The sequence below is a fragment of the Desertibacillus haloalkaliphilus genome (assembly GCF_019039105.1).
GTDB classification, from domain to species: Bacteria; Bacillota; Bacilli; order Bacillales; family KJ1-10-99; genus Desertibacillus; species Desertibacillus haloalkaliphilus.
Genome location: NZ_JAHPIV010000010.1, coordinates 18,895 through 40,005, shown reverse-complemented (window position 1 = coordinate 40,005; position 21,111 = coordinate 18,895). Strand labels below are relative to the sequence as shown.

Below are 21,111 nucleotides of genomic sequence, written 5' to 3'. Positions count from 1 at the left end.
TACCTCCTTCTCTTAAACTAGTTTTAGTATATCTAGTGTGACCTTAATTGTCAACTATATGTAAGGTTTTCTAACACCATAATTTTTTAACTTTCTGTCTACTTCGACAAAAAGCAAGGCGGACATACCGCCGGTTTTTAAGTCACCTCTAAACGAATGTCTTTTGTTTGTAAAAGATGATCAATCGCAGAAATGACCGCAAGTTTGACATGCGCGTATGTTAGTCCACCTTGAACATAGGCCACATACGGAGAACGTAGCGGTCCATCCGCTGTCAACTCAATACTCGCTCCTTGAATAAACGTTCCAGCAGCCATAATGACATGATCTTCATATCCAGGCATCGGACTTGGCTGTGGTGTTACATGAGAGTTAATTGGTGAGGCGGCTTGAATCGCCTGACAGAACGCGACCATGCGATCCTTTTCGCCAAATTGAACCGCTTGGATTAGATCGGTCCGTTTCTCCTTCCAACTCGGCGTTGTGTCCATACCTAACTTTTCTAGAAATGCTGCCGTAAAAACCGCCCCTTTTAATGCTTGTCCGACTACATGTGGAGCAAGAAAAAGCCCTTGGTACATTTCTAGCAAACTATATAAAGATGCTCCCCCTTCACTACCAATGCCCGGTGCGGCTAATCGATATGACGACATCTCAACTAACTCTTGCTTTCCAACTAAATAGCCACCTGTCTTGACAATGCCACCTCCTGGATTTTTGATTAGTGACCCAGCAATAATGTCTGCACCGACATGACACGGCTCTTTCGTCTCGACAAACTCTCCGTAACAGTTATCGACAAACACAATAACATCCGGCTTAATCGCTTTCACATACTGAATCATCTCTTTTATTTCTTCAATTGTGAATGATGGGCGATTTGCATAACCTTTCGAACGCTGGATTCCAATCATCTTTGTACGATCATGAATGGCTGCTTTAACTTGTGGATAATCGATCGTTCCATCCTCTTTTAAAGGGATCGCCCGATAGGAAATATCGTAATCATTCAACGAACCATTGCCATTCCCGCGCACACCGACTACTTCTTCTAATGTGTCGTACGGTGCGCCTGTCATATATAACAACTCATCTTGCGGACGAAGAATACCAAAAAGAGCTGTTGCGATCGCATGTGTTCCGGAAATGATTTGCGGACGTACCAAAGCTGCCTCAGCTCCAAATACTTCCGCATAGATCGCTTCAAGCGTGTCTCGCCCCGCGTCATCATATCCATACCCTGTTGAAGGTGTAAAATGAAAGTCAGATACTTGATGGTGACGAAAGGCTTGCATCAGTCGATATTGATTATTTTCAACATTCTGATCTACTCGTCGATGAACATCAGCGATCTGAGCTTCAACGTCTTCTATAATATTCGTTAATTGGTTTCCAAATTGAAATTGTTCGTACATCTATTTCTCCTTCTTAATGGCACTCATCGGTTTATTTGTTAATTCATTTGCAATCGCCAGCGAGGGATGAACATAACCACTGTACTCGTAAGCATCCAACTCCTCATGCCAGACTTGCTGCTGTAACAGCGTTTCTGACTTACAGCGCGAAAGTAATTGCCCTTCACTTATAGGAATAAACGCGCGATAAAACATCATTTGTTGCTTTAAAACCTGTTCAATACGTTCACTTAAACGCTGTAAGTCCTGTTGATCATATGCAGATAGTAAGATCGAATCGTCACCGACTGTCGGTATAAAATCTTGACTGATTTGGTCCCTCTTATTATAAACCGTTACAATCGGCACACTTGAGACCTCTAGTTCTTCTAATAAATCAAGGACCGTCCTTTCATGTTCAAAATGATTTTCGTTAGAAGCATCAACGACATGTAAAATCAAATCCGCCTCGCGAACTTCCTCAAGCGTCGAACTGAACGCCGCAATGAGTGTTGTTGGTAAGTCTTGAATAAATCCAACGGTATCGGTTAGTAGCGTTGTTAGTCCATTCGGGAGCTTTAATTTCCTAGTCGTTGGGTCAAGCGTTGCAAATAATTGGTTCTCTTCGAGGGTTTCAGCTCTTGTTAGTCGATTCAATATCGTTGATTTTCCCGCATTCGTATACCCGACAAGGGCGATTTGAAGCATGTTGTTTCGCTTCCTTCGATCTCGGTATCGTTTCCGGTGCTTAACGACTGACTGTAATTGTGCTCGGATTTCATCCATACGTTTACGAATATGACGTCGATCGGTCTCAAGTTTAGTTTCCCCAGGACCTCTCGTACCAATTCCCCCACCTAAACGAGAAAGCGCGGTCCCTTTTCCCATTAAACGGGGTAAGAGGTAGTTCAATTGCGCTAACTCCACTTGGAGCTTCCCTTCTTTTGAGAAGGCACGTTTTGAAAAGATATCTAATATGAGTTGGGTACGATCAATAATTCTTACCTCTAAGAAACTCGATAAGTTACGTACTTGACTCGCTGTTAACTCATCATTGAAAATGACCACATCTATTTCCTTCTCAGAAACGATTGTAGCTATTTCTTCAACTTTTCCCTTCCCGATATACGTGGCAGGATCAATTTTTTTCCGTTTTTGGACAACCTCGCTTACAGGGATTCCTTCAGCTGTTATTGTTAGTGACTTTAACTCTTCCATCGAATAGCTAAAGTGCTCCTCAGTATGCTCGTCGGTATGGCAACCAACTAAAAGCACACGCTCTTCATTTGTTCGGACTTGTTCATGCAATGGAAATCATCACTACCTTTTCTACAAATTTCATCACGTTTATTGTATACGTCATCCTTCCCTCATACAACACCTATCATTCCCTTACATTCACAATTCATAAGTATATCGACAGATGGGGTTGCCTTCAAAGGTTCTTTCTTCCCTTCAGGACAACCCCCTCAAATCATGGTTCAACATGGCCATTTTCAAAATCAAAATCGTCAGCACAAAGTGTTGTCAACATATCACGATTATATTGATCTTCAGCTAAAAGGCGAACCGCTTGCGCTCGAATCGCTTGCTCGATTAAATTTCGAATAAACCGGCCATTACTAAATGCACGCTTATGTTCCGCTTTCACTCTTTTTAAATAATCACGGACCTTCCACTCTCCATCTTTTGTCAAGCGGTACTCTCTCTCGTCTAACAATCGCCTGCCAATTTCCATTAATTCATCGGTTGTATAGTCAGGAAAATCAATATTTACAGGGAATCTTGATGGCAAACCAGGGTTTAGGGAAAGAAAATAGTCCATCTCTGCAGAATAGCCAGCCAGGATCAACACAAAATCATGCTGTTGATCCTCCATCGATTTCACTAGCGTATCAATCGCTTCTTTTCCAAAATCCTTTTCGCCTCCACGTGCAAGTGAATACGCTTCATCAATAAACAAAACGCCACCTTGAGCCTTTTTAATCATATCACGCGTTTTTTGCGCTGTATGACCGATATATTCGCCTACTAGATCGGCTCTCTCAACTTCAATTAAATGACCTTTTGACAGCACATTCATCTCATAAAAAAACTTAGCAATAAGGCGGGCGACAGTTGTTTTCCCCGTACCCGGATTCCCCTTAAAGATCATATGAAGAGATTGTTTCGTCACTTTTAACCCTTGCTCTTTTCGACATTTATTAATATAAAGCCATGCGTATACTTCTTTAAGAAATCGTCGTACATCCGTTAGTCCGACAAGCGATTCTAATTCTTTTTCAACGCGCTCTAGCACGTAATGCTTTTCACGTTCTTCTGAAGATAAAAATTGTTGTTGTTGACGAGATCTCCTTGATTTCTCTTGATGATTTAACACAACATTTATTTGTCCTCTCGAACTAATTATCGGGTTTTGCATCAATCATCACCCCTTAATTTCACTATCCCTTACTCTACTATACGCAATTGTTTGTTTTTTGTGACAAATGCCTATATAGATTTGCTATACTTAAAGGTAATAATCCTTTTCGTATAGGTGCTGAGTAAAATGCTTTCAATGGATGGCGTTTATAGCGATTAAATCAAGTCACTTAGACATCACTAAAGCATAAAAGTTTTACCTTTCAAACGTAAACACAGGAGGTGCGACGATGGATGATCTTTTTGAAAACACACTGCCCCAGTTCGCTCTTGAATACTTAGAATCCTTACAACAAAAAGGCAGGCAACCTTCTACCATAAAACGTTACACATATGATTTACAAGATTTTTTTCGTTGGTTATACGCTGAAAAGAATACGACAGATTTTATAACGTGGCAATCGTTAACAACCGTTGAAATTGAGCAGTTTTTGGCGATTTTGCAGTATAAGCGCCATTATAAAAGTCGTACGATGAAACGTATCATAACTGTCCTAAAACAACTGTATCGTTATCATCAACGTTTGGGCTCTTGCAAGGTCAATCCCGTCGAATGTGTGATAACACCAGGACTAAATGGTACAGAAATGAAGAGTGAGGACTTTATCTCGGAACTTGAACAAAAGCGACTCCTTCGCATTATGGATAGTGACGACGGGTTAAGCGAAAATCAACAAAAAGCGAGAACCTATTTGACCGCACGAAATAAAAGCATCATCTATCTTTTTCTATACTATGGGTTAACCTTAAAAGAGACTGCAAATTTAAAAATGAAAGATATTTACTTCGAACGAAATGAACTTTATATTGAATCGACAACAGGTGTATCAAGAATGATCGCAATTGCCGCAGGTCACAAAAAATTATTGTATTCCTATTATGTAACGATCCCTGAGCCTGTAAGGCCACGTTATCACAGTCACGATCCATTCTTTGTCGCCTTCGATTTCCAACGAAATACATACCGATGGATGTATGAAGTTGACCAGCCAAAGGCGTTAACGGAGATCGCAATTCAAAAAATGATTCGTGAAGAGATTAAACGTGCTGGTTTGCGAAAAGGAATTTCTGCACAGCACTTTCGTCATACTTATGCGTTAGAGACACTAAAGGCAAACGTCGACCCAGAATTTGTATTAAAACAACTCGGACTCAAAACACCTATTGCACTACAACGATATTTTGACTATATCGATAAAGAACAACACCTTTCCAAAAAGTAAAAACTGTCCCAAAAGGTGGTTCACCCTTTGGGACAGCCTTTAAACAGTGTGTGAAGGCGCCACTGTCGTCGTTAATTTTACTCCGAATCTAGGTTCACTTGAACATTACGTTGCGGTGCGAATGTTGAAATGGCATGTTTATAAACCAATTGTTGCTTCCCTTCCGTATCTAAAATAATTGTAAAATTATCGAACGCTTTCACAAAACCACGCAGCTGGAACCCATTTAATAAAAATACAGTTACCGGAATATTTTCTTTACGAAGTTGATTTAAAAATTGGTCTTGAATATTTACTGATTGTTTCATGTTAACAGTCCCCCTATTTTCGCACTATTTTTATAGTTCGCGTTTTAAAACAGCTTTCCTTCTACAAAATTTTTAATTTCTGCAATCTTTTCGTAAGTGTCCCCATCGGTCAGATCAAACCAGGTAACGTCGGCCTTATTTCGAAACCAAGTAAGCTGCCGTTTCGCATACCGCCTTGAATTACGCTTTAACAATTCAATCGCTTCTTGTTTGCTAACCTTTCCTTCTATGTATTCATATATTTCTTTGTAGCCAATCGCTTGTACGGATTGACAATCACGAACACCTTGGGCATATAAGCGCTCTGCTTCCTCGATCAAACCTTGTTTAATCATCAAGTCAACACGCAAGTTTATTCGCTCATATAATACCTTACGATCCATTGTTAAGCCGATCATCACTAAATCGTAAGGTGATTCATCAGGCTGTTTTTCTTGAAAGTCACCAATGGTCCGCTTTGTGAGATGATAGACCTCAAGTGCTCGAATGACTCGTCGGTAATTATTTGGATGAATCGTTTCGTAACTTAGTGGGTCCACCTCTTTTAACTGCTTATGTAATTCCTCAACACCATGCACCTCAACAAAAGCCTCTAATTCTTCTCGATAACGAGGATCTGAAGGCGCTTTCGCAAACTGATAATCATGTGTAACTGCCTTTATGTATAGACCTGTCCCACCGACAATAAAAGGAATATGACCTCGTTCATTAATCGATGTAATGAGCGGCTTTACACGACTTTGAAAAGATGCAACGGAAAATGATTCAATTGGGTCACAAATATCTATTAAATGATGAGGTACGCCTTCCATTTCCTCTCGTTTAATCTTTGCCGTTCCGATATCCATACCACGGTATACTTGCATGGAATCACCACTAATGACCTCTCCATGCAACGCTTTCGCAAGCTCTATACTAGTTTTCGTTTTGCCGACCGCTGTCGGCCCAACGATCACGACTAACTTTTCTTTCATGTTTCTCTCCCTTTTTTTCAATATCAATGAATCCATAATGGAACGTAGCTGATGGACGCTTAATCACTGTAAAGCCAAGCTCTTCAAACCTTTTACTTTTCCAATGATCCTTAAGGACAATACGATGACGCGCAACTCGAGTTGCCTCAGCTATGACATTATCAGTCAATGGCGAATACGAGGCAAATACTTTCAATGGTTTAATGCCATTCGAGACATCAACCGTTTCTTCAAACATCGGATCAAAGTAGACAATATCAAAGCTATCATCAGGTAACGTATGTAAGTAATGCCGATGATCATCTTGCACAATTTCGATTGCTTTCATTGCTTTATCCATTTCCTTTTGTCCACTTTCCCAACGCTTTAGGCCCTCTGAGACAAGAAAACCAACGTAAGAGTTTGCCTCAATACCAACAACCCTGCCACGAGGACCAACCGCAACACTTGCGAGGATCGCATCAGCTCCCAATCCTAACGTGCAATCCAAAAACGACATCCCTTCCTTTAGCTGGGAAGTTAACAGTAACGGATCAGTTTCACCTCTTACAAACCTCCTTACACGAAACATCGCTGAATTCGGATGGAAAAAGATAGGCTCATCTGAACCAAAACGGTAAATCATCATTTTTGCTTCACCAACAACGAGAACGTCTTGATGATAGATGGTTTGCATTACCGCAATCGATTGATCATCACGAGGATAAAAAGGGATATTCAATTCACTAGCCATACGCTGTGCTTTTTTATCCAAACGCTGAGTTGTTCGCGACGGCGTTGTAACAATCATTTGCAATCACCCACTTCTGCACCGATAGCTAACGCACGTGTAGCTATCACGCTTTGATTATATGCTCTTTTACGGTGTAGTGCAAATGAGACTGGCTTCAATCAGAGGCCTACTCCATCCATTCATTTCCACTTTTTCAATACTTTATAATCACTTTCTTTGTTTAAGGCTGTGTTAAAGTTTAGTATTGACGCTCGTTGATATTGGGCTCATTTCGTGCGAAACCTTAGTTTCGCACGCCTTTCAGGTACTGAAAGGTTGGAAGGTATGAATGAAATCATGGAGAAAATTTTATTTTCTCATAGGATTTCATTCATACCTCCCATAAAATGAGCCCAATATCAACATTCAACGATAACAGAGCCTTGTTTAAATAAAACTGTCACAAACCTCTCAAAAGTTCCCGCTATTTTCATAGACTTGAATATGTTTTACCTCAGAAAATAATGATAAAATAAATGTAACTGAACATAAAATAACGCTTTATTATAAATAGGGGGAAACATATGGACTTAGAAGTTTTTATCATTGGGGTTATCATTTTCATCGTAAACGCATTTTTTCTGCTCTTCTCGCTAATAAAAAAGAAAAAACTAACCTTCCCGTTTACAGGCATGGCCATCGGCGTCGTATTATGCTTTATCGGCTTATTGTTGGCAGCACCACATTCATATGTACCTGTCGAAGAAAGAGAACAAATTATACATGGGTACGATGAAGACGAGCAGGAATAATACTTTGGCTACGATAGATGAATTAATCAAATTGGATTAATTCGTCTTCTTTTATCCATTAAATAACATAACTAATGTTTCAATTATATTTATGGTGATAACTAGTTAAAGAAAGACCAACACCCCAGTTATAGGATGAGTTGGTTCTCAACATAAGCCAATGTTACTGACTATTTGAATATTTATAGAGCCCTACTGCCATCCCAAGCGCTCCGAAGATAATGATAAATGTAAAACTTAATGCTACGATAATTCCCCCTACAGTCGTCATCAATCATTCCCCCTATAAATAAAGTTATCTCTTTCTCACCCTTATTTTACCAGAGAATCTCCAACAAAAGATGTAAGAATGTTACAAACAATAGAAAGATTTGTTAACAATAGTTGAACAATCTTATCTTAGCCGGTCCAGCCCTTCTTTTCGCTCATTCAAAGCACCTATATAAAGGTGCAATTTGAACCTTTATATAGGTCTGTCTCGCTCTTTTCTAATAGAAAAAAGCGAGACCCTGTTTCATCAACAAGAGCCTCGCATTGATCTACATAATCCGTTTAAACATTTTTTCCATTTCATATGTTGTTAGATGCACAATAATTGGCCGTCCATGCGGGCACGTAAACGGATCACTGCTTTTTCTTAAAGATTCTAATAACGTAAATATTTCATCATGACGCAAATGACGATTTGCTTTAATCGCAGCCTTACATGACATTAAGATTGCAGCCTCTTCGCGAAGCTTTTTAATGTCTATTTTCTTTCGTTCGATGACTTGGTCAATGATTTCCTTTAATGTCTCTGCTTCTAGACCTTTTGGAAACCAAGTGGGATGCGAGCGTACAATGTATGCTTGTGAACCAAAAGATTCGAGAAACACCCCTACTTGTGCAAGTTTTTGTAAATGCTCTTCAATAATCACTGTTTCAGCTTGTGTGTATTCTAATGTCATCGGAACGAGCAATTCTTGGGCTTCTGGTGTCGGTTCAGCAACTTTTTCACGAAAGTATTCGTATTTAATTCTCTCCTGAGCGGCATGCTGATCGACAATGTAAAGACCTTCATCATTTTGAGCTAATATATATGTCCCGTGCATCTGACCAATTGGGTATAGGACAGGAACACGGTTTTCCGCCTCTACTGAGGTTATCTGTTCATTGAAAGTAGGCTCTGAAACAGCAATAGACTCCTCAGGTGTAAAGACTTCTTCGTCATCCCCCTCATCCTCAACTTCTACAATGGCCTGGGCTGTTTTGACTGGTTCCTCGGTGATAGGCTCATTGAGGTTTGGTCGTACCTCTTCTTTAGGAAATGTAGACGCAACTTCACGTACAGTTTCAGGTTCACGCTTTTCACGGTGATCTTGCTCAAAGGTTGAGAGATCTAATTTTACTTGCTCTGATTGAACACGCTGAGGTGCTGACCGCTTAACCTCAGGTATCAATTGAACCGTTTGAAACGTGTCCTTAATACCTGATGAAACAAGTTCCATTAATTCCTGCTCTTTACTTAACCGAACTTCTAATTTAGAAGGATGGACGTTCACATCAATTAATAACGGATCCATCTGAATTGTTAAAACAACAATCGGATGACGGCCAATCGGTAATAATGTGTGATAACCTTCATGAATGGCTCGTGACAGTGGGTAATTTTTCACGAAGCGGCCATTCATAAATGTTGACATATATTGTCTTGATGCTCTCGTTACTTCCGGTTTTGCAATATAACCTTTAACCGTAAAGTCAAGCGACTCAAAAGAAACAGGAAGCATTTGCTTCGCGACGGAACGTCCATAAATGGCGGCAATCACTTGTAATAATTCACCATTCCCGTTTGTACGCAAAATATCCTTCCCATTATGAGTGAGATGAAATGACAGCTCAGGATGCGCCATCGCTAAACGGTTAACAATATCAGTAATGTTTCCTAGCTCAGTATGAATGGTTTTCATATACTTTAATCGAGCTGGCGTATTATAAAAAAGATTCGTCACCGTAATCTCAGTCCCCTTACGGCTACTCGTTGATTTCTCCTCAACAACCTTACCGCCTTCAAGGATGAGGTGAGTCCCTGGGCCTTCACCAATACTTGTTTTCATTTCGAGATGAGAGACCGAGGCAATACTCGGTAATGCTTCGCCACGAAATCCTAGTGTCACGATCCGAAAAAGATCGTGATCGGTTTTTATTTTACTCGTAGCATGACGAAAAAAAGCGGTATGGCAATCACCGTTCTCAATTCCATCACCATTATCTAACACACGAATTTTCGAGAGTCCACCTTCTTCTACCTCAATTGTAACCCTAGTACTATTTGCATCAATTGCATTTTCAACAAGCTCTTTTACAATCGATGCTGGTCGTTCAACAACCTCTCCAGCTGCAATTTTATTCGATAAATGTTCGTCTAATTGTACGATCTTACCCATGTTTTATCACCTCACTTCTCCAAACGTTCGTTTATCGTAATTTCTTTTGTAGCTCATTTAATTGTTGAATCGCTTCAATAGGGGACATGTTTAATACATCTAACTTTTTCATCTTTTTAATGACTGATTGTTCAACGGGGGTCAGCGCTTGTTCGCCCTTTTGTTCCTCAGGTTGTTCGGTTTCAAATAACGGCAATTGAACTGGCTGTTCAGCCTCAGTTGCTATCGCTACTGGCTTTTCCTGCACCACCTTTGGTTCACGTGCCGGTACCGTTTCTATATTCGAATTCTGCGTTTCTAAGTGGGATAGAATTTCTTGCGCACGTGTAATCACTTGATGTGGCAAGTCTGCCAGTTCAGCAACATAAATGCCATAGCTGCGGTCAGCTTGTCCATCAATGACTTTGTGCAAGAAGACAACCTTCCCATTTTCTTCAACGGCAGAGACATGAACATTTTGTAGACGTAACAATTCGGCTTCTAATGCCGTTAGCTCATGGTAATGCGTAGAGAATAACGTTTTGGCCCCAACTTCATCATGAATGTACTCGATAATCGACTGCGCCAAAGCCATACCATCATATGTCGATGTACCGCGCCCTATTTCATCTAGTAAGATCAGACTATCTTGTGTCGCTTTCGCAAGCGCATGCTTCGTTTCTAACATTTCTACCATAAACGTACTCTGCCCACTTGCTAAATCGTCCGCTGCTCCGATTCTTGTAAACACTTGATCAAAAATTGGTAACGTCGCTTCTGTTGCAGGTACGTAACAGCCAACTTGTGCCATGGTTGCAATTAAAGCGAGTTGACGCATGTACGTACTCTTCCCGGCCATATTCGGTCCTGTAATTAACAAAATCTCTCGATCACGACTCAAGCGAACATCGTTGGCAACGTAATCACCATGATCAATCATTTTCTCAACAACCGGATGGCGTCCATCGATGACGTTCACTTCACGGTTTTCTGAAAACGTCGGCTTCACATAATGCTGTTGCTCACTTACCGTTGCAAACCCTTGAAGAACATCGATTTCACTCATACATTTAGCTAGTTGCTGTAACGGTGAAATATACTGCTTAACCTGCTCACGAATCTCTAAAAACAAGTCATACTCTAGCTGTTCAATTTTTTCTTCCGCCTCTAGAATTAACGTTTCTTTTTCTTTGAGTTCCGGTGTAATATAACGCTCTGCGTTGGACAACGTTTGTTTTCGTTCATACCGACCTTCTGGTAAGTATTGAATGTTTGCCTTCGTCACCTCAATGTAGTAGCCAAAAACTTTGTTGTACCCAATTTTCAGCGTCTTAATACCTGTTTCTTCACGCTCTCGTTGCTCGAGTTGAGCAATCCATGTTTTCCCGTTCACACTAGCATCACGGTATTTGTCCAATTCAAGGTGGAAACCTTCCTTGATCATTCCACCTTCTTTAATTGATAGCGGAGGGTTTTCTCGTAGGCTTGTCTCTAATAATTCTAGCAACCCTTCGCAACGATCCACATTCCGTACAAGCTCTAACCCATGAGGGTTACCTAACTGTTCGATCATAGCTATAATCAGCGGTACTTGTTCGAGAGACTTCTTGAGCTGAAGTAATTCACGGGCATTAACATTCCCATAGGCAACCTTTCCGGCTAATCGCTCTAAGTCATAAACCTCTTTTAATTGGTCACGAAGTTCTTCCCGCTCAAAGAAATGATTTAGCAAAGACTCAACCATACTTAACCGGCTTGTAATCGTATGTGTAGAAACGAGTGGACGCTCGACCCACCGCTTTAACATTCGTCCTCCCATGGCTGTGACCGTTTCGTCTAACAACCATAGCAAAGACCCTTTTTTTCGTTTTTCACGTAAAGTCTCAACTAATTCAAGGTTTCTCATCGAATGAAGATCAATTTTCATATGATCATTTGTTGTATAATATTGGACAGGCTGCAAGTGATCAAGCGTACGCTTTTGAGTGCGCGCCAAATAATGAGTTAATCTCGCAAAGGTTGAGATTAACTTCTTTTGCTCAAGATGTTTAACTAATGGTTCAAACGATGGGAGTACCGTTTCCTCGTCTTCATAGGACAACGTTAACGTCAGAACGTCGTTTACCCGCTTTGTGTATTCTTCAGCAAATGAAGTTGATACAATCAATTCTTTCGCTTTGATTGTTCCAAGCTCTTGGAGTACTTCATCAAAATCACCAGTAATCAACGTTACTAGATTCTCTCCTGTCGTTAAATCCGTACGCGCTAACCCAAAACTGCCGTCCTCAAAATCAGTTATTGCTATGAGATAATTGTTTTCTTTTTCATGGATCGTTTTCCCTTCCATGACCGTACCAGGGGTGATCAACTGAACAACTTCCCTTTTTACTACACCTTTTGCCTGTCTTGGATCCTCAACCTGCTCACAAATCGCAATTTTATATCCTTTTTCAATCAATTGAGAAATATAATCATCAGCCGAATGATGAGGTACCCCACACATCGGGATCTTATCATCACCCGTACCGCGCCCAGTTAATGTAATTTCCAATTCCTGCGATGCCTTTTTTGCATCCTCAAAGAACAACTCATAAAAGTCGCCTAATCGAAAAAATAAAAAGGCATCCTTATACTGTGCCTTAATCTGTAAATATTGCTGTATCATCGGCGTATGCTGTGCCATCGTATTCCTCCAACGTTCATCATTATACGATTCTATTATAGCATGTTCGCCCATTTTCATCACCCTTACGATCGGTGGCACCACACCCATAAATCGACTCCCCAAGTAGTCTTTCACCCTCTCAACCCATCAATTCAACAATGTTAGATGACTCGTTGGAGGATCCCTTTTCACTACTCTGAACGACTTCTTATACCTCAGTTCAGTACCATCATCCTTCTATCAAATCCCTTATCGACAACAAAAAAAACTAGGAAGTAGTAACCCCCTCCCTAGTTTTATTTGTCTCTCTTTATTCTTCTAAATCCCCCATTAAAAAGTTCGGATCTAAATCCTCAAACTCTTCATCATCTACAACTTCTTCAGCGATTGCCTCATCATCAAAGTCATCCATCACACCATCCGGATTCACATAAACACAAACTTTTGTCTCTCCGATGCATTCAACAACGAACTCCCGCTCTACTTGCACAACAACCGTTGAGCCATTTGGTGAAATTGTCGCTTCTAATGTATTCGGTTGTTGAACAGCACGCGCGATCACTTCAAGGTCATCACTCAGTACATTTTTATCTCGACTCGATAACGGCACAACATCTGTATACGTGACTGTCTCAGTCGCCACTTCGGTTTTTGTATTATTGTTATAAGAAAACCAAATGTTAATGTCATACCGTCCTTGAACCTCTACCGAATCTCCTTTCTTTTCAGCTTCATACCGATGATTGATGATCCAACAACCTAAAATACTTGATGGTTTATGGGAAGGACCGATCGTATGGCTTGCTTGTGAAAATTTCCTCCCTTTTCCACAAACAGCTTTTGTAATGATCTCCCGATAATTCAAGTCTCTTTCTGTCTGTGACATATGTTTACCCTCCTCAATCAATATCAGTAATAAGTGCCCGTGACGAAGCCTTTCATAAACTGCTTCATGCAATTAATCATGGTAGGAAGATTTGCATAATAAGATAGAAAGTGCTCCTCATCGTATCTCTTCACTTTCATCCTATGCAGGGCGAATGACTAATGTTCCTAAAAAATTACTTCACACAAAAAAATTGTGATAGAAAATAAAACATAAATGCATGATCTTTTACACTTTATGCACCACTCAACCATTTCATGATAGGTTTTTTGGTAACTTTTTAATAGAAATCATTTCACTACGATTTTCCCTGTTGAGTTAAGCAGGGGCTGTAATCACCCTCTGATTTTTCTTAACCAAAGCAGCCCGATCCCCTTATTCAACCATCGATAGGATCCCTATGCTCGCTATCAATACAGAAATGTGTAAGGCCCCGCTTATCTTGGAGCCGATGGCGACTGATGAAGCTAGACAAAGAAAAAGACCACTGCATATGCAGTAGTCTTAACGCTTCTTATTAGCAACCGCCTTTTAAGGGGTTTTTCGTTGTTGTACCTTGGAGAAGGTCGCCATCCATTGACTCAATAATTTCATTTGTCACTTGATTTGAAATTGTTGATGAAACTAATTGTAACAAGCCGTTAACATCCATTTGACTTTGCTTAAATTCTTTAACAAGAGGAATTTGATCAATTTCATCATTTAATTCATCAATTTTTTTCTCAACTTCTTTTAACGCTTCATGTTTCTCGTAATGCTGTAAGTTTACAGCTTCTTTTTGTTGCTTTTTAATTTGTCCGATTAATTCTTGCACCCGGACATTCTCATTGATTTGCTTCTCTGCTCGTTTAAAGAAATCAACTTCCTCTGTTTCAGCAATCATCTTTGCTAGCTCTCTAGCTTTATCAATGATTTCATCTTTTGAATATGTTTTCCCCATTAGTTTTTCACCTCAGCTACTTCGACCATTTCTCCATCCAATGACCATGTTTTAACTTCCGTCACCTTCACATATACAATTTCACCAATTGCCGATTTTGGCCCGACGAAATTAACAAGACGGTTTGTGCGTGTACGTCCTGCTAGTACATCAGGATTCTTTTTACTTTCACCTTCGACGAGAACTTCAACCACTTTATCTTGATACTCTTCGTTTTTCTTCGCAGAAATTTCATTCACTAACGCGTTTAACCGTGCTAAGCGTTCCTTCTTTACTTCCATAGGAACATTATCCTCCATTTTTGCAGCCGGTGTTCCTTCACGTGGAGAGTAAATATACGTATAGGCACTATCAAACTCTACCTCACGCACCAATGATAACATATCTTCAAATTGCTCTTCTGTTTCATTAGGGAAACCAACAATTAAATCCGTTGTAAATGAAGCATTTGGAATCGCTGTTTTTATTTTTCTAGCTAATTCTAAATACTGCTCGCGCGTATATTTTCTAGCCATGAGCTTCAAAATTTCTGAATTTCCATGCTGTACGGGCAAGTGAATGTGTTCAACCATGTTTCCACCTTTAGCCAATACTTCGATTAAATGATCATCAAAATCACGTGGGTGACTCGTCGTAAAACGAACACGCGGAATATCAATCTTATGGATTTCATCCATAAGATCACCTAGGCCATACTCAATGTCTTCAAGATCTTTCCCGTATGCATTAACATTTTGACCAAGTAAGGTAATTTCTTTGTACCCCTGTCGTGCTAAATCACGAACTTCTGCAATAATGTCCTCTGGTCGTCGACTTCTTTCTTTACCACGTGTGTATGGTACGATACAGTACGTGCAGAACTTATCGCACCCGTACATAATGTTCACCCATGCTTGCGTCTTCCCTTGCCGAGCACGAGGCATGTCCTCAACGATATCGCCTTCTTTTGACCACACTTCAACGACCATCTCTTTACCAAAGATTGCCTCTTGTAACAAGTTTGGCAAACGATGTATGTTGTGTGTACCAAAGATTAAGTCGATATGTTGATGTTTTTCTAGAATACGATTAACCACTGATTCTTCTTGGGACATACAGCCACAAACACCCAGTATTAATTCAGGGCGCTCTTTTTTTAATGGCTTTAAGTGTCCGATTTCACCAAAAACTTTGTTTTCAGCGTTCTCACGAATCGCACAGGTATTGAGCAAAATAACATCAGCATCATCGGTTTCTTCTGTTGCTTCAAACCCCATCTCAAGCAGGATTCCAGCCATATTCTCAGAATCATGCGTGTTCATTTGGCAACCATACGTACGGATTAAGAATTTCTTTCCTTTACCAATGGTTTTCATTGCCTCAGGAATCTCAAAATTGTAATGTACTTTAACGTCCTCTTTTCCACGCTTTTTCGCATCTTTTAAACTAGGAGGTTGAAAGTACTTATCGTAATCCTGATCGGTTTTTAGGACCGATGAATTACTAAGGTTATTTTTGTTTTCTGTCGTCATAGGTCAAACTCCTTTCAAGTTTAGCTATTCGGATTGTGCCAGGGGGATAAAATCACAAAAATGTATCACCCTAGTAGTATAAGCGTTCATCTTTTGCAAAACAATATTTTAACGTGAATTTCACTATTTTGCAATACTTCTAGAGTCGATCTGCATTTGGTATCCCTTTACCTATCACAGTCTAAACTAATAAAGACATATATAAACTAGAAAACGACAACCTATAAAAAATATTAAAATAAATATTGTATATTTTCTAAAAATTCTTTATACTTATGACTATGCCCGTTTTAAAAAAGCTTCTTTAGCTACGAAAAGAGAAAAGGTGCTCACATCTGTGAACACCTCTTAGGAGTACTTACATGAACTCTGCCATTAACTTATTAAATTTCTCTTCATTTAATGTTAAATCTTCATGAGCTAATGGACCTTCTGCATAGCCTTGAACAAGATCTTGGTAAGAAGGTTTTTCAGTGTCTTGATAAATTAAACCAGTAACAAGACCGTTATACTCCATTAATGTCTGCATTGCACTTAAGCGACTATTTGGATCATGACCCTCAACAGTTTCAAGCTTTGTAATGTTTTCTTTAAACCAATCGTACGTATTTACTTTGTTAAACGTTACGCATGGACTGAAGACATTAATTAATGAGAACCCTTTATGGTTAATCCCTTGCTCGATAAGAGATGTTAATTCCTTCAGGTCACTAGAGAAACTTTGTGCTACAAAAGTACCACCTGCTGTTAATGCAGTTTCCATCACATTTAATGGAGATTCAATCGAACCAGCTGGTGTACTCTTCGTTTGAAAGCCCATTTCACTTCGTGGTGACGTTTGTCCTTTTGTTAATCCATAAATTTGGTTATCCATAACGATATATGTCATATCAATGTTACGGCGGATCGCATGAAGTGTATGACCTAAACCGATTGCAAAACCATCACCATCTCCACCAGATGCGATAACTGTTAAATCACGGTTTGCCATTTTTACACCTTGGGCAATTGGAAGTGAACGACCATGAATTCCATGAAGCCCGTATGAATTAATATAACCTGAAATTCGACCAGAACAACCAATACCAGAAACGACCGCAAGATCATCCGGTTCAACACCAACATTTGCTGCAGCACGTTGGATAGACGCTTGTACTGAGAAGTCTCCACAACCTGGGCACCAGTTAGGCTTTACTTTATTACGGAAGTCTTTAAATGTTGCCATTTAGACCAACTCCTTGCATTGTTTATAAATTTCTGATGGTAGGAATGGGTTCCCATCATATTTTAAGATACTTTGGATCTTTTCTCCGTCAACGTTCATCTTAATGATGCTCGCAAGTTGTGCAGTTGCGTTATTCTCAATGACGACAACTTTCTTCGCACGGTCCATTAATGGTTTAAGCTCTTCAGTTGGGAACGGATGCAATAAACGGATTTGAGCATGGTTCACCTTAATTCCGTCTTCTTCTAGACGAGGCATAGCTTCGTTAATCGTCCCACGTGTTGAATTAATACCGATAATGAGTAGGTCAGCTTCTTCATGTTTATCATTAATGAAGACTGGCGTGTTAAACTTCTCAGGGAAGTTATTTAACTTGCGTAAACGCTTATCCATTTGAGCGACACGGTTTTGCGGGCTCTCAGATGGTTTCCCAGTTTCATCATGTTCTACACCAGTGACATGGTGAATACCATTTTTCATTCCTGGAATAACACGAGGAGAAACTCCATCTTCTGTTACCTCATAACGCTTGTAGTAAGCGCCATTTTCACGTTCTGGTAGTTCTTGATTGATATCAAGCTTACCACGACGAATTTCTACGCGGTTATAGTCTAATGGTTCAACGGTTTGCTTACCGAGTGATAATGCTAAGTCAGTAACAAGGATGACAGGGCATTGATACTCTTCAGCGATGTTAAATGCTTCAGCTGCATCATAGAATGCCTCTTCAACTGTACTTGGACAGATCACAACTTTTGGAATATCACCATGAGAGTTGTAAAGCATCGCTAGTAAATCAGACTGTTCTTGTTTTGTTGGTAGCCCTGTACTTGGACCACCACGTTGTGTGTCAACAATGACAACTGGTGTTTCAGTCATTCCTGATAGACCGATAGATTCAGCCATTAAAGAAAGACCAGGACCTGCTGATGCTGTTAATGAACGAACGCCTGCGTAGTTTGCACCGATCGCCATTGTACATGCAGCAATTTCGTCCTCTGTTTGGATCACTGTACCACCGAATTCCGGTAATTTTTTAATTAAGTATTCCATGACCTCTGATGCTGGTGTAATCGGGTAAGCTGGCATAAAACGAGCGCCACCTGCAACCGCTCCCATTGCAATCGCATCATTACCAATCATAAACATACGCTTTTTGCCATCTGCTTTTTCAAGGTTTAATGATTCAATTTGACCACCAGCTTGCTCGTTAAAGAACTCAGCACCTTTTTTAATCGCTTCCATGTTCTTTTCTACGACTGATGCACCTTTTTTCGAGAAGATTTCTTCTACGACTTCGCGGTACGTTTCTACTTCGAGTCCAAGGATCGCACTAGATGCGCCTACAGCAACCATGTTCTTCATTAACGAAGTGCCAAGGTCATTTGCAATCTCTGTAAATGGAACCGCATACAATGTCGCTTTTGAGTCCTCGGGAATTGTCGGATTGAACTTGGCATCCCCAACGACAATCCCACCTTCACGTAATTCATGAATATTGACATCAATTGTTTCTTGGTCAAATGCTACTAAAATGTCTAAGTCGTCTGAAACAGCATTAAGAGGTGCTGTACTTACGCGAATTTTATTATTCGTGTGTCCCCCTTTAATACGAGACGAAAAATGGCGATAACCATATAAATAATATCCTAATCGATTTAATGCAATTGCAAAGATCTCACCGGTACTTTCAATACCTTCCCCTTGCTGTCCGCCAACTTTCCATGAAAGTTGATTGATCATATTCTCCACCCCTTTGGCGTATTAAAATCCAATGACCTTACTAATACCATTTTATCACTATTTCGAGTTAATCACTAGAAATTCTAGTAAACTCATAAGTCATTGCATTTTTGTATTGGTTATGTACTAAACGATTACAATAATAGACCCTTCCTATACAAAAAGCAAGACTTATCAGTAATTTATTACGAAATCGTGAATAAATAATTAAATTCTTAAAAACTATTGACAAACAACGAAAAATCATATTACGATATTAGGTTTCCTATAAAACTAGTCCAACAATGAAATGCCTATCTATCTAAAGTTTCCTCTATAAAATGATCCCCCTTGTTTTATACAAAAATCTCCTCTCGATCTTGCCGATCTTTTATTATCGTTCAAGATCTTGTCATAATTTTAACAAAAAGAGAGTATAAACTTCAAAGGTTTTCGCGATTTATTTTCGGTAATTTTAAAATAATCACTTTTACCTTTATTTTTATTATACTACAAAAACTTCAACGGCACTTAAGTTTATCCAGACTACTCAAAATATTTCGCTTTAGAGCAAAAAGAAAAGCCTACTGCATCTGCAAATAGGCTCCATTCTCTTATACTAGGACTAACGTGGCTCAACGATTAATTTAATTGCTGTACGCTCCTCACCATCAATTTGAATATCAGTAAATGCTGGAATACAAACTAGATCAATTCCGCTAGGCGCAACAAAACCACGCGCAATCGCAATAGCTTTAATCGATTGATTTAGAGCACCGGCACCAATTGCTTGGATTTCTGCTGCTCCTCGTTCTCGTATAACCCCTGCAAGTGCTCCAGCGACAGAATTAGGTGTAGATTTTGCTGAAACTTTTAATATTTCCATTATTTAGAACCTCCTTAATGATGAATGATGCCACTTCTTTACTATATTCACGACTTCAATCGATATTCCTGCAAGGATATTTAAATTTTTTAAATATTCAATTCTTTGTTATTTAATCTTCAGTATATGGGTGATCCTCATTGATTAAAATCCGCTTTATTGATTTTGCTTGTCCAGTCTTTGCATCAACATCAACCAATACGCCATTCAGTTGCTCTCTACCTTTCGTGACTTCAAACCGTACAGGAAGGCTCGTTAAAAACTTATAAAGTACAGCCTCTCTTTCTACACCTAATATACCATCATAGGGTCCAGTCATCCCAACATCGGTAATATAGGCCGTACCACTTGGCAGGATCCGTTCATCAGCCGTCTGTGTATGCGTATGTGTGCCGACAACTGCTGAAACCTTCCCATCTAAATACCAGCCCATCGCTTGTTTTTCACTTGTTGCCTCCGCATGAAAATCAACGAAAATAAATGGCGTTCGCTTTTTCAACTGACTGATTAATTCATCCGCCTTTTTAAAAGGGCAATCAATAGGGGGTAAAAATGTCCGGCCTTGTAAGTTAATGATTCCTACTTCAAGGTCATTCACTTTCACAATCATTGAGCCGTTGCCAGGCGTTTTTTCAGGGAAATTTGCAGGTCTGATCATCGCTTGTGCATCATCAATAAAGTCAAATATCTCACGATTATCCCACGCATGATTCCCAAGCGTCACTGCTTGTGCACCCGCATCTAAAAAACTTTTATAAATCTTTTGTGTAATTCCTTTACCACCAGCAGCATTTTCGCCGTTAACAATCGTTACCGTTGGTCGATACTTTTTCTTTAGACGTGGAAGATACTCGTTAATCATTTTACGTCCGGGGGAGCCGACAACATCACCAATAAATAAAATTTTCATCTCCAAACTCCTTTTTTATGTTTTTGATTATTTTCCCTAGCGTCACTCATTTTTATTAGAATGAGTGAATAGGATTGAATATGTAAATAAAAAGAAATAAAGCGGGTACCCCAC

The 21,111-nt window shown here is 39.7% G+C and carries 17 protein-coding genes; 2 read left to right on the top strand and 15 right to left on the bottom strand.

What is annotated here, in order from left to right; translation table 11 throughout:
• Positions 1-137 precede the first annotated feature (137 nt).
• The 3 genes from KH400_RS12250 to spoVK all read right to left on the bottom strand — a co-directional run bounded on the left by KH400_RS12250 (position 138) and on the right by spoVK (position 3,816).
• Entirely contained in the window at positions 138-1,415 is a 1,278-nt protein-coding gene (locus KH400_RS12250) for a methionine gamma-lyase family protein (RefSeq protein ID WP_217224965.1), read from the bottom strand.
• Positions 1,416-2,702: a GTPase HflX gene (gene hflX, locus KH400_RS12245; RefSeq protein WP_217224964.1), complete on the bottom strand. Its 1,287-nt coding sequence runs from the start codon at positions 2,700-2,702 to the stop codon at positions 1,416-1,418.
• Between the two features lie 166 nt (positions 2,703-2,868).
• Entirely contained in the window at positions 2,869-3,816 is a 948-nt protein-coding gene (gene spoVK / locus KH400_RS12240) for a stage V sporulation protein K (protein ID WP_217224963.1), read from the bottom strand.
• Positions 3,817-4,048: 232 nt separating this feature from the next.
• Here spoVK and KH400_RS12235 point away from each other — a divergent pair, with 232 nt between their 5' ends.
• Complete coding sequence (locus KH400_RS12235; protein ID WP_217224962.1) at positions 4,049-5,041, top strand: tyrosine-type recombinase/integrase; 993 nt, start codon at positions 4,049-4,051, stop codon at positions 5,039-5,041.
• Between the two features lie 77 nt (positions 5,042-5,118).
• On the opposite strand, the gene hfq is transcribed toward KH400_RS12235, so the two are convergent.
• Genes hfq through KH400_RS12220 form a run of 3 tightly spaced genes read right to left on the bottom strand, consistent with a single transcriptional unit; the run spans position 5,119 to position 7,113 of the window.
• Entirely contained in the window at positions 5,119-5,349 is a 231-nt protein-coding gene (hfq, locus tag KH400_RS12230; protein ID WP_217224960.1) for an RNA chaperone Hfq, read from the bottom strand.
• Between the two features lie 44 nt (positions 5,350-5,393).
• On the bottom strand, positions 5,394-6,323 hold the full coding sequence (miaA, locus tag KH400_RS12225; RefSeq protein WP_217224958.1) for a tRNA (adenosine(37)-N6)-dimethylallyltransferase MiaA: 930 nt from the start codon (positions 6,321-6,323) through the stop codon (positions 5,394-5,396).
• Positions 6,265-7,113: a class I SAM-dependent methyltransferase gene (locus KH400_RS12220; protein ID WP_217224956.1), complete on the bottom strand. Its 849-nt coding sequence runs from the start codon at positions 7,111-7,113 to the stop codon at positions 6,265-6,267. Before KH400_RS12220 ends, miaA begins: the two co-directional genes overlap by 59 nt.
• Positions 7,114-7,619: 506 nt before the next feature.
• Here KH400_RS12220 and KH400_RS12215 point away from each other — a divergent pair.
• Positions 7,620-7,847 (top strand): hypothetical protein, encoded by a 228-nt coding sequence (locus KH400_RS12215; protein WP_217224954.1) that lies wholly within the window; start codon positions 7,620-7,622, stop codon positions 7,845-7,847.
• Positions 7,848-8,386: 539 nt separating this feature from the next.
• Here KH400_RS12215 and mutL read toward each other — a convergent pair.
• From mutL to KH400_RS12170, 9 genes are all read right to left on the bottom strand, one after another.
• The gene (gene mutL, locus KH400_RS12210; protein WP_217224952.1) at positions 8,387-10,273 is read right to left on the bottom strand and encodes a DNA mismatch repair endonuclease MutL; all 1,887 of its coding nucleotides are present in this window, start codon (positions 10,271-10,273) and stop codon (positions 8,387-8,389) included.
• A 31-nt stretch (positions 10,274-10,304) separates the two neighbouring features.
• Positions 10,305-12,935 (bottom strand): DNA mismatch repair protein MutS, encoded by a 2,631-nt coding sequence (mutS, locus tag KH400_RS12205; protein ID WP_217225171.1) that lies wholly within the window; start codon positions 12,933-12,935, stop codon positions 10,305-10,307.
• Between the two features lie 292 nt (positions 12,936-13,227).
• Positions 13,228-13,803 (bottom strand): outer spore coat protein CotE, encoded by a 576-nt coding sequence (locus KH400_RS12200; RefSeq protein WP_217224951.1) that lies wholly within the window; start codon positions 13,801-13,803, stop codon positions 13,228-13,230.
• 517 nt (positions 13,804-14,320) lie between these two features.
• Positions 14,321-14,743, bottom strand: coding sequence for a YlbF/YmcA family competence regulator (locus KH400_RS12195; RefSeq protein WP_217224950.1), 423 nt, complete (start codon positions 14,741-14,743; stop codon positions 14,321-14,323).
• The gene (gene miaB / locus KH400_RS12190; protein WP_217224949.1) at positions 14,743-16,254 is read right to left on the bottom strand and encodes a tRNA (N6-isopentenyl adenosine(37)-C2)-methylthiotransferase MiaB; all 1,512 of its coding nucleotides are present in this window, start codon (positions 16,252-16,254) and stop codon (positions 14,743-14,745) included. The genes KH400_RS12195 and miaB overlap by 1 nt, the downstream gene beginning before the upstream one ends.
• Before the next feature lie 358 nt (positions 16,255-16,612).
• Complete coding sequence (locus KH400_RS12185) at positions 16,613-17,479, bottom strand: 2-oxoacid:ferredoxin oxidoreductase subunit beta (RefSeq protein ID WP_217224948.1); 867 nt, start codon at positions 17,477-17,479, stop codon at positions 16,613-16,615.
• Complete coding sequence (locus tag KH400_RS12180; protein WP_217224947.1) at positions 17,480-19,222, bottom strand: 2-oxoacid:acceptor oxidoreductase subunit alpha; 1,743 nt, start codon at positions 19,220-19,222, stop codon at positions 17,480-17,482. It lies immediately after the preceding gene.
• 604 nt (positions 19,223-19,826) lie between these two features.
• Positions 19,827-20,087, bottom strand: a complete 261-nt coding sequence (locus KH400_RS12175) for a stage V sporulation protein S (protein WP_217224945.1) — start codon at positions 20,085-20,087, stop codon at positions 19,827-19,829.
• Positions 20,088-20,199: 112 nt separating this feature from the next.
• A complete protein-coding gene (locus tag KH400_RS12170) occupies positions 20,200-20,997 on the bottom strand; it encodes a TIGR00282 family metallophosphoesterase (RefSeq protein WP_217224944.1) in 798 nt (265 codons plus the stop codon).
• Between the last annotated feature and the right edge of the window lie 114 nt (positions 20,998-21,111).